Here is a 10,555-nt window from a genome sequence, read left to right as displayed (position 1 = left end):
TGCGATGTCTTGTGCTCCGACGACGGCACCGGCGGCAAGGGCGCCCAAACAAGCTGCGGCAGTAAGTAGTTGTCTCATGTTAGTTTTACCTGAGTTGATAGAAGGGGAGGGGGGAGAAAAGCAGGGACACCACACGCGTTCGCCTGCTTTGATCAAACACTTGTACGGGTCACAGCGAAAAGCAACTCGCGCGCCGAACCCCGTCTTGGTCTCTTCGAAATTCGCTGCCGAAGACGATTTCCCTTGATCCATGTACACACGAATTCGAATCCGCGTTAACGAGCCCGCAGGATGCAGATGCTGTGATCGATTTGAGACCATGGCAACGAATCAAATTGCTCGATCGTCAATCGAAGACACGATCGTCAATCCAAGACGCATCCGTCCATCGAAGACGCAGCGTCGCTCTCCCCGATCGGTTCGCCCACTCCGTAGCGAATCGTCGCAGCCCCTGAATAAGAAAATCATGTACAATCGCCAGAACAGGGTGGGCGGGTCAGCCGCCCGCCATTATCACCCCCACTATGCCTGTATCCGTTGTGAACGCTGAAACGATGGACGGAGAAGACCCGTTCCAAACCCAGCCGAGTCAAACTCAGCCCGAACAGCGGGGTCGCTACCAGTTTCGCCGAGCGCTTGCAGTCGGCGGACTCGGGGTCGTTTCGATCTACTTTGATACCGAACTGAATCGGGAAGTCGCACTCAAAGAGATCCGCGAACAATGTGCGGATGACCCCCGGCATCGCGACAGCTTTTGTGCCGAGGCCGAAGTCACCGGGCTGCTCGAACACCCTGGCGTGGTCCCGATCTACAGTATGGGCACCGGAGTGAACGGACGCCCGTATTACGCGATGCGGTTGATCACCGGCAGCGAGCTACGGAATCACATCAAACAATTTCACGAAGCGGTCGCTGCGGGCAAGGAATCGTTTGTTGGGCCTCGATTGCGGCAACTATTGCAGCGGTTGATCGACGTTTGCAACGTGCTGCACTATGCCCACAGCCGCGGCGTTTTGCACCGCGACTTGAAATCCAACAACGTGATGCTTGGCCGCTACGGGGAAACCCTGGTCATCGATTGGGGGCTGGCGAAAACCACGGGCAGCAGCGAAGTCGAATATCAATACGAATCCACCCTCGCTGCGACCGAATCCCTGCCCGAGTCGCCGGTGTCGGTCAGCAGTTCGAAGCTGGACGATACGCGGGCAGGGACTGCGATGGGGACGATTGCCTACGCGCCACCCGAGCAGCTCAACGGGCGAACGCAAGACATCGACAGTCGTTCGGATCTGTACAGTATCGGGGCGATGTTGTACGAAGTTCTGACCGGCGATCCGCCTTGCAAAGGCATGAGTCTGACTCAAGCACTCAGAGCCATCGATTCGGGATCGATTCCCGCCGCCATCGAGGTGCAAAAATCAACGCCTCGCTCGCTAAACGCAATTGCTGCCAAATCGATTTCGCGATTGCGTGAGGATCGCTATCAAAGCGCAGCGGAGTTGCGAGACGATCTGCAGCGATGGCTCGATGACGAACCGGTGTTGGCCTATCAAGAGTCATCCCTGGAGCGTCTATACCGCTGGAAACGACAACACGAGACGTTTGTGCGATGGGCAACCGTTTCGTTGATCCTGTTGACGTTGACCAGTTTGTTCGCAGTGCACCGCATCAACCAGGCTCGCAAGCAACAGCAGCAAGCTCGCGGTGAAGCGACTCAATTGTATAAATTGGCTCGCCAAGCCACCGACCAATTGTTGACCGGGGCCAGCGAACGATTAAAAGAGGTCCCGGATGCGACCGACGTGCGTGAACAATTGCTCACCGATGCCGCCGAGTCGTATCAACGCATGGCAGAATTCCCTTCGCACGAACCCGAACTGCGTCGTGAATCCGCCGCGGTCTCCTTTGAACTTGCCAAAGTGCAACGCGAACTCGGTCTGATCCCTAACGCACTGGCTTCGCTCGCCAATGCCAGCAAAATTCTGCGAGAACTCGACACCAAAGAAGATCACCGCATGTTGGCGCGGGTGATGATCGAGAAAAGCCGGCTGCATGGCGACCAAAATAACACGACCGCGGCGACCGAAAGTCTGTCACAGGCGTTGCCAATCGTGGATCAGGTGTTGATCGATTCGCGGTCCTCGGCCGACGCGTTATTGCTGCGTGGACAAACAATGATTCAAAAGGGGGTCATTGCATTTGACGAGCAGCAGTGGTTGCCGGCGGTTGAATCATTTGAATCGGCAACTCGTTCGCTACGCGACGCGATGGACAAATCGACCGAGCCCACGTTGACGCGAGACATACGGTTTGAATTGACACGTGCACTGAACAACGAGGCGCTAGCGCGGTTGGAATTGATGTGGTCCACCCGAACCACCGACAAACGGATCGCCGATCGCTACCAAGATGCAATCGAGCAAGCTCGTTGGCTGGTGACCCGTGATCCGAACGATGTTGCGGCGGCGAAAGAATACGCGTTGTTGCTGAGAAATTACGCCGAACATTTGCAGTTGGATGTGCAAGACATCGACGGAGCGAAATCGCTATTCTCCGAATCGATAAAATTCTTTTCGGGCATGGTGGAAAAATATCCTGCGATCCCACAACTCAAAGAGCGGCAAGTGTTGGCGTTAACCGGGCTTGGAAATTTGCTAATTGACCAAGGCGATGTGGAGGCGGCGATTTCGCAGTACGAACGTGCCGTCAAGTTAGCCGACCAAATGTTACTGCAGAACTCCGTCCAGCTTTCGTTTCGTCGTTGTGCCGCCCAGGCGCATTTGGCGTTGGGAACATCGTTGGTGCCGAGCAAACCCGCAGCTGCAGCGGCAAGTCTACGCAAGGCAATCGAAACGCTACCAAAAACGAATGAAACGCTCGATTGGGCCGACGAAATCCGCCAGAATGCAGAGCAGGCGCTCACGCGTTTGGATACGATAGAAACGTCCTGATTTGCCGGCGACACTGCGTTCACCAACACGATCCATCGTCCCTTTTTGCCTGGACCTATTGCAATGTTTTTTCATCAGTTGTTGATTGCGGCGACGATCGCTAGCACGATGATCGCTCCGTCGGTCAGCCCCAGCCGCCCGCGTACTGCCCGATTGAGTCGCGGACCCGTGTGGACCGATTTCCGCTCGTTGGCAATGAGCGAAGAAGCTCAGCGCAGCGCCAAAGAAATGCTGGAAGACAAAAAGCGGATCGCCGTCGTGGTGCTTGCCGGTTCGCAAGATCCGTCAAGTGACGTCAGCGTGTTTGGAACGTTGGTGCGTGAAGGGATGCGGTTTTCCGAGCAACTTGTGCTGGTCGACACTCACACCACCGATCGATTGTTCGCCGACTGCACGACGGTAGACGCGGCACGATCGGTCGCGAAGAAACATGACATCGAACTGCTTGTTTGTTGCCAATCTCGCGAGCCATCGGCGATCGAGATGGTGCTAGTTCAAAACGATGCTGCCGCTGACCCCACCGTGGTTTCGATCAACGAGACTGACGATGCCGTGATCACCGCAGCGATGAAGACGCGAACCAGAGTCATGAACACCTTTGACGCGTTGCCAGCGAAGAACCGAAACGCAATCGAGTCGGCTCCCAACGCTTCGATCGCAGCGATCAAGCAATGGGCCAGTGCCGCGGAACAACTGCGAAACGTTGTCACGATCCAAGATGCCGCGAAGCGAAAAGAAATCTGCCAAGAAATCCTATCGATCACGGATCAAGCGATCGCCGATTCACCGGGTTTCCTTGAAGCGTATCTTTTGAAGGCAAGTTGTTATGATGAACTCGGTGACGAGCAACGACTTAAACAAACACTAAGTGACGCCTATTCCAAACGCGATCCCAAGCGAGACTCGCCGCTCACGATTCTCGAACTCGAGGGGGATTACGCTCGATTTGCGACTCGCGGGGACAACGTGATGGATTCATACTTAGCACTACTTGAGCAGAATCCAACCGACCTGACTGCGTTGTGGTCGCTGATCGACATCATTCTTTCTCGCGTCCCAGATAAGATCACGAAAGAAGATATTGCGGAAGCATCCAATCTCGCTGCACTGTTGGTCGCCAGCCATCCCGATAGCAACGTCGCCACCGCGATCCAAACCCAATGAGTTGGTTACATCGTGCATCGTCGCTGATCGCTCCGCGATCATTGCGCAAGTCCACATCGTCGTTGATCGCTCCGCGATCATTACGTAAGTTCGCGGAGCGAACAACGACACTGCTACTTGCAATCACGTTTTGCAGCAGCCTGAATGCCGAACTACCGACCGATCGTTTGAACGAACTTCGCGACCATGCGATGCAGTCCCTTGCCGCCAACGATCGTGAAGCGGCAGCAAAGGCAACCGAGCAGATTTTGGAACAATGCAAAGTCAGCGAGCAGGTTGCGATCGATGATCCCGAGCGGATTCGTTACCTGATCATCGCGGCTCAGATTGACTTTGACGCAGGCCACCCCGACCGTGCGATCCAAACACTCTCGGATGCGGCATGCGACGCCGCCCCTGGTTCCGCTGGCCGCGTTACTTCGCTGGCCTACTTGGTGCGGATCGATGCGATCAAGCAGCAACCGAACCCTCAGCGAGCGGTCGATACCCTTGCCGAATCGATCGGGCTCATCAAAGAGCAGCGTTCACTTTACGACGAAGTGCAAGCGTTGGCGATCGACGTCCTTGGTTTCTCGCAATTGACGAAATTGGAACCGAAGGATTCGGTCGAACAGAACTTGAAATTGCTGCAAGAACGACTCAGCGAAGTCGAAGACACCCTGTCGGCTGCGGAGATTCCGGTTGGCGTGATCCGGCTGGTTCGACTCGCACTGGCCGAATATTGCATGCGAGTCGGCATGGACGACTCGCTGGAAACGGTGCTTCGCGATCTTCGCAGCGTCATTGATGACGATCAAGTCGCGGCCCAGTGGCGAGCAAAGTATTGGAGTTTAGTCGTCACGCTGCGATTGAAGCGGCGTCAACTTGCCGAGGCGTATGACGCGGCACGCGAGTTTTCGCGGCAAGCAAAACGCACCGGACGTCCTGATTTGCCAGTGATCGCCAACGACACCTTGGCGCTCGTCGCACTGCAGATGGGCGATTACCGCGAAGCCCGAAAACTGCTGGAATCTTCGCGTGAGTTCCATCAACAAAATCCCGATTTGCGATCCGCCACCGATTGGCGAATCAATTTAGCCAAAGCGATCGAAGGCGACCGCGATTTCATCATTGCCCGCAATGAATTGATCGACGCGCAAGAGACGCTCCAGACCAACAAGAACGTCGATCCGCTTCGCGCCGCGAACGTCGCAAACAACTTGGGGATCAACTATTACCTAACAGGCGACTTTGACAAAGCCGCCGAACTAGCACAGTCGGCAAAGCAAATCTACCAAGCCAACGTGGACCCCGCTGATTTGAAGATCGGAGAATCGTCGATCAATTTGGGTTGGATCGCGATGGCTCAAGAGAACCTATCGCAAGCCGCAGAGCATTTCTCGGACGCTGCAAAACATTTCAAAAAGCACTATTCGGTTCGCCATCCACGCTACGCCGAAGCCATTGCCTGCCAAGCCCGTGTGGCGTGCTTGCAAGACGATTTGACTTCCGCAAGTCAGTGGGTCACCCAAGCGGAGGCCCTGGCCTATCAAGGGGTTTGCGAGGCGTTGTCGAAGTCGCCGTCCGCTCGCGACCGTCTCGCGATGATCCAAGAAGCTCGCGTGCATCCCGAAAGCGTGGCTTGGCCGGGAACACTCGACACGTTCTTGGAACTCGCTCCGCAATTGCAAATCCCTGATACGGATCAATACAACGTCGTGCTGCGGTGGAAAGGACTCGCCGACCGTTATGACCGGGCATTCAAACAATCGACCGACACTGAGATCAAACAGCGTGAACAAGCGTTGATGCAACAATTGCATCAAGCCTATTTTCGTCGCGTCTCGATGTTTCGCCGGCGAGCGTTACTAAATGAGATCGCCGATCTCGAAGACCAACTGCAAGACATCCGGCGGAGCGTGTCTCGCAGCGAAAACCTTTCGCTCGAACAAGAACCCACTGCGGAGATCGTCGCCCGGCATCTCGCCGATGACGAATTGATGCTGGACATCTTGCAGACACGTGTCTTCGACAAACCAACAAAAGGTGGATCGATCGGCGCGGGATCTCGCTATTTCGCGTTCGTGCTCGCTCCGAGCGGCCAAGTGAAACGCGTTACGTTTGGGGACGCCCTGAACGTCGACGCGGCAATTGTCCGTTGGCGAAAAACGATCACCGAACAGTTGCCCGATATGGACGTTGCGGCCCGTACCGTCGCGTCGCTGGTCCAGCAACCGCTACTCGATTGCGACCTTCCATTTTCGCGGCTTCGCATTCGTGGCGACTCGATGTGTTACTTGATTCCCTGGGCCGCGCTTCCGGCGGTCAACCGGCCCGGTTACTGGATCGAACAGGTCTCAATCGAATTGGCCAGCGAGGTTGCCGCTGCCGAAATTGCGACGGAGACTTCCTCGGGCACGTCAAAGTCACTATTGGTCGCAGGAGGGATCGACTATGGCCCCCTGACTCAACAATGGCCGCTGCTGCCAGGTTCATTGAAGGAAGCAAAACAGGTGGAAACGCTGTTCAAGCAACAATTTCCGCAGGCTCGCGTGGTTCGTTTGTCTGACAGCAAGGCGACCGAGGCGGCATTGGCCCGGGCGATGGTCAACGAGCACTACATTCACTTGGCGACACACGGTTTTTTTCGGCGAGAGAACGAAGGAGACGCGTTTGCGATCAGCGGCGCCACGACGCTGTTGAGCACCGGGTTGATCGTGGCACCAGCGACCGACCAGGATCCAAAAAACGCCAGCGAACAAGATCAATACATGACCGCCGCCGAGATCCGGCAACTGGACTTGTCACAAGCGTCGCTGGTGATGCTTAGTGCATGCGAATCGGGGCTCGGACAAGCGCAGGCGGGGCAGGGGATGGCGGGCATGTTTAGTAGTTTCCACGCCGCCGGGGCGGAACACGTGATCGGAACATTGTGGCCGGTCGATGATGACGCCACCGTGGCATTTGTCCAGCACTTTTACGACCACTTGTGGCGTCAAGGCAAATCGGTTCGCGAGGCGATTCGCGGAGCTCAAGTGGACATGCTATCAGCAACGGGCTCCGGAATCCGCAGCCATCCTTACGCCTGGGCTGCCTTTGTTTGCAGTTCTCGATAATGAACCAGTGGATTTGCCCAGAATCGCAAATAGACTGGGGGGAATGCCGTCGTCCCCCCAAGTCTTTCCACCCCCGAGCCACTCACTGATGAAACCCATTCGAATCGCAGCGTTGATTTGTGCCGCCGCCTTTTTCGCTGGTCCCGGCGAAGCCCAAGCCGAAGGATTGTTTAGCCGCTTGCGATCGGCAAACCAGCGTTCGACCATGCCGACGCGAGTCTGGTCCGCGCCGACAACTTCACGGTCGATGATGGGTGGCTATCCAACTCGCAATCTAAATAGCCGAGCAACACGATTGCCTTCGGGACGAAGCTATTACCAAGGCCGCTACTACGGCAATTTCAATAACCGTTTCTACGGACCTCAGTACGGTTACTTTTAAGGTCCGGTGGCAATCGTCTTCGAAAAATCGCTTCGTCGACGACGGAGATTCGGGGACTCGTTGCTTCGTCGCCGCTAATACTCGGGGACTCGTAGCCTCGTCCACTACTGGTATGCGGGGACTGGTTACCTTGTCTACTGCCAAGGTTTGCCTATCGGGTTGGTTGGAAGCCCGAGATATCGATGATCTTGCCGTCGACGACAAATCGGGTTTGCCCCGTCCGCCGCGAGTAATCTTGCAATTGATCGGCGACCAGCGTGGTAAAGGCGGCGCGACGCAGGAAGTTCAACTCCTGAACGCCAACACCCGTGTTGGCAACCGACTCGGGCACCTTGACGGTCGGCGACTGAGGCAAAAACCGTGGATCGGCATCGTCGATGAACGTCACGTCGGTATTGGGTTGAACCTGATCGTTAGCATCATTTCCACCAGGATCTTTGACAATTAGGCGGTCTTGGTCGCTGCGACGGATCGTAAAGACAATACCGTTTGCATCTGTTTTGGTCACCAAGAATTCTCCCAATGCGAAGGTCGCACCCGAGTTGAATTGGGCTCGTTCATCGACCAGTGGCGTGTCGCCCACCACCGTTGGCCCGGTGGGATTGGCGCCGATCAATCCGGTCAAACCGGTGTCGCTATCAAGTGCTCCTTTGGCTGGGTCAGGAATGTTGAATTGATCGAGCTGGATTAAATGGGCATCAAAGCCAGGGATATCGATCACGGTGGGCGTTGGTCCGGTTCCCGTGAAGAAGTTGGTCAGCACTTGGCTGCTTGGCGCCGCCCCGGTCCCGATGGAAAAGAACTTGTCGGCGGCTCCGGAAAATAACGTCGAAAACTCAGTCGCCGACAGATGGACGTTGCTAAACGGCAATCGGTTTTCGGCAGTCACCAAGTGGATTGCACCGGGGAAGGGATCTCCCTCGGTGAAAGGTCCGGTTTCCGAAAGTGGTTTGATATCGTAGTCGACTTGCCCTTGAAACGTTTGTTGATTGGCGTCGCCAAAGATACCGCCCGAGGCAAATGTCCCGGTGGCACTGGAGATCGACCCTAGACTCAGCGAGCTACTGCCAGCGAACGTATTGGTGCTGGCTCCGATTCCCATCTCGGCATTGCCGCCATCATCAAAACCACCACGCGTCGCCGCAGGTGCCTGGTCAGGCGTCAGCGGGTCTTGCGCGAAACGCGGATCATCGTCGTCGTCTTCATCGGGGAACAGGTTTTCATCGGGGGACAGCGGATTGGCTGGCGAGAGTCCATCGGCCGATGGAAATGCGTCCGACGGTGATCCGGGAACCCCGTCCGGCGACGAGGTGACCGGCGGCTGCAACATCGGGCTGGTTTGCAGAGCCGACGCCAAACGAACTTGTTCGGCTTGAAAACGCCACCGGATTGGGGACGCCGATTGGATTTGTCCATCGTGTCGCACGCGAAACGAACCTTGTTGCGAATTGCGGCCCATGGATGTGGGATCGATTCGGTGCAGCACCGAACCGGCAACCAATTCGTATTGCATCTCGGTGTTAGCTTGGTCGACTTGAACGATGCCGCGTTCGATCCACATCTCGGCTTCGGGACTGGTCAAACGCAGCTCGGATTCGCCATCGTGCACGATCCGGGCTTGCCCTTGATCGAGGTCCAACAACCATCGATTCTCGGATCGATCGAGCGTCACGGTGGTGGCACCGCCCATCGTGATCGCAGGGCCCGCCTGGGTCGCCAACGTCAGTTTTGCCGATCCGCTCGTTTCGATCGTGTCCCCCAAACGCAATCCAGCACCACGCACGACTTGATAGGCGTGTTCGCCACGATACAGCACTGCGTCACCGTCGCAATGAGTGACGGTTCCAATCCAACGAGCAGCCGAGTCGGAATTGGCCGTGTCGTTCGCCTGCGTCACCGCGTTTGCCGCTGCCAGTGCAAACAAACAAACCGTAACGGCACCGAATCGAATAAAACTCATCATGAATCCTTTCATCTCTGTCACAGCCAATGTCGCTGATCGCTCCGCGATCGTGCGTTCGGTTCGTGCGTGTTGTGTTGGTGCGTTGGGGATCGCGTTGCCGTTGTGTTCGCCGCGTGATCAACGACGTTGGTTAAAGCGAGAAAATGAGCTGCGTACTGAAAATGTGTCGGTCATAGTCATAGAATCGCACCCCAAACAGGTTTTCGGTGTTCGAATCGTTGTTGATGTAGGTGTAATCAAACCGCAGGCTGACGGGGGCGGCAAAGTTCTTTTGCAACCCCGTGCGAACTTCCACTCGTTCATCATCGCGTGCTCGATCGTAGAAGTCCAAACTATTCGGGTTGGCATAGTCATCCCACACATAGCGAACATCCAAATCAGCGATCCAACGACGCGGCAATGGCCGTTCGATTCGTCCGGTGACCATGTGGGTTGTAAGATCAAAGTCCGATCCTTCGGCATGGCCCTCGGCATATTGGTAGCCACCATAGATGCGTCCATCACCGCCAAAGGTATACAACGCTTGCGTGATGCCGGTGCGATGAATGTCGGTGGTTTGATTTTGAGCCGGAATTAGGAAGGGGGCACGACTGTTGATCGGATTGAATTCGTAGAACAGCGTGGTATGTCCACGAGATCCAAGCCAAGTCATGGACGGAGTCAGACGATGTTCGTCGGCGAATCGATCACTGTCGACCAACGTATGATGGTATTCGTAGCGTAGCGAACCCACCAAATCTTCGCTTAACAGTGCATTGGTGTACGCCCCGCCCATGTAGTCTTGGATATTGAATTCGTTGGCATCGACCTGGAACGTGTTGTAGGTGCTGCCGACCAACCCAAGATTAAATTGTTCGGTCGACATCAACTGCAGATCCAAGAAGGAAGCCATCAAAAAACGATAGTCTTCATGATCGATGTCCGAACCGAGCCCCGAGAACCGAGGCTGTAGCGGCACGTTGCTGTCGTATTCGCCGGCGAACAGGACCGTGACGTTGTA

At 55.8% G+C, this 10,555-nt stretch carries 6 protein-coding genes and 1 pseudogene; 4 read left to right on the top strand and 3 right to left on the bottom strand.

The genetic code is table 11. From position 1 onward, the window contains the following. A partial coding sequence (locus tag ABX962_RS19375; protein ID WP_372721676.1) for a hypothetical protein occupies positions 1-321 on the bottom strand: 321 nt, incomplete at its 3' end. Between the two features lie 203 nt (positions 322-524). On the opposite strand from ABX962_RS19375, the gene ABX962_RS19370 reads away from it, so the two are divergent. The 4 genes from ABX962_RS19370 to ABX962_RS19355 all read left to right on the top strand — a co-directional run bounded on the left by ABX962_RS19370 (position 525) and on the right by ABX962_RS19355 (position 7,592). Continuing rightward, entirely contained in the window at positions 525-2,951 is a 2,427-nt protein-coding gene (locus ABX962_RS19370) for a protein kinase (protein WP_372721675.1), read from the top strand. A gap of 63 nt (positions 2,952-3,014) precedes the next feature. Next, positions 3,015-4,115, top strand: coding sequence for a hypothetical protein (locus ABX962_RS19365; RefSeq protein WP_372721674.1), 1,101 nt, complete (start codon positions 3,015-3,017; stop codon positions 4,113-4,115). After that, positions 4,112-7,210 (top strand): CHAT domain-containing protein, encoded by a 3,099-nt coding sequence (locus tag ABX962_RS19360; RefSeq protein ID WP_372721673.1) that lies wholly within the window; start codon positions 4,112-4,114, stop codon positions 7,208-7,210. The genes ABX962_RS19365 and ABX962_RS19360 overlap by 4 nt, the downstream gene beginning before the upstream one ends. An 88-nt stretch (positions 7,211-7,298) precedes the next feature. Next, positions 7,299-7,592 (top strand): hypothetical protein, encoded by a 294-nt coding sequence (locus tag ABX962_RS19355; protein ID WP_372721672.1) that lies wholly within the window; start codon positions 7,299-7,301, stop codon positions 7,590-7,592. A gap of 151 nt (positions 7,593-7,743) precedes the next feature. On the opposite strand, the gene ABX962_RS19350 is transcribed toward ABX962_RS19355, so the two are convergent. After that, positions 7,744-9,555, bottom strand: coding sequence for a hypothetical protein (locus ABX962_RS19350; protein ID WP_372721671.1), 1,812 nt, complete (start codon positions 9,553-9,555; stop codon positions 7,744-7,746). Positions 9,556-9,685: 130 nt separating this feature from the next. Further along, a pseudogene (locus ABX962_RS19345) lies at positions 9,686-10,555 on the bottom strand (hypothetical protein); the annotation flags it as partial.

It is taken from the genome of Novipirellula sp. (assembly GCF_041583735.1).
In the GTDB taxonomy this organism is placed as follows: domain Bacteria; phylum Planctomycetota; class Planctomycetia; order Pirellulales; family Pirellulaceae; genus Novipirellula.
This window is presented reverse-complemented; position numbering and strand designations above follow the sequence as displayed.

Coding starts and splice junctions, on each gene's coding strand:
- ABX962_RS19370 (WP_372721675.1), top strand. CDS start 525: ATGCCTGTATCCGTTGTGAACGCTGAAACGATGGACGGAGAAGACCCG.
- ABX962_RS19365 (WP_372721674.1), top strand. CDS start 3,015: ATGTTTTTTCATCAGTTGTTGATTGCGGCGACGATCGCTAGCACGATG.
- ABX962_RS19360 (WP_372721673.1), top strand. CDS start 4,112: ATGAGTTGGTTACATCGTGCATCGTCGCTGATCGCTCCGCGATCATTG.
- ABX962_RS19355 (WP_372721672.1), top strand. CDS start 7,299: ATGAAACCCATTCGAATCGCAGCGTTGATTTGTGCCGCCGCCTTTTTC.
- ABX962_RS19350 (WP_372721671.1), bottom strand. CDS start 9,555: ATGATGAGTTTTATTCGATTCGGTGCCGTTACGGTTTGTTTGTTTGCA.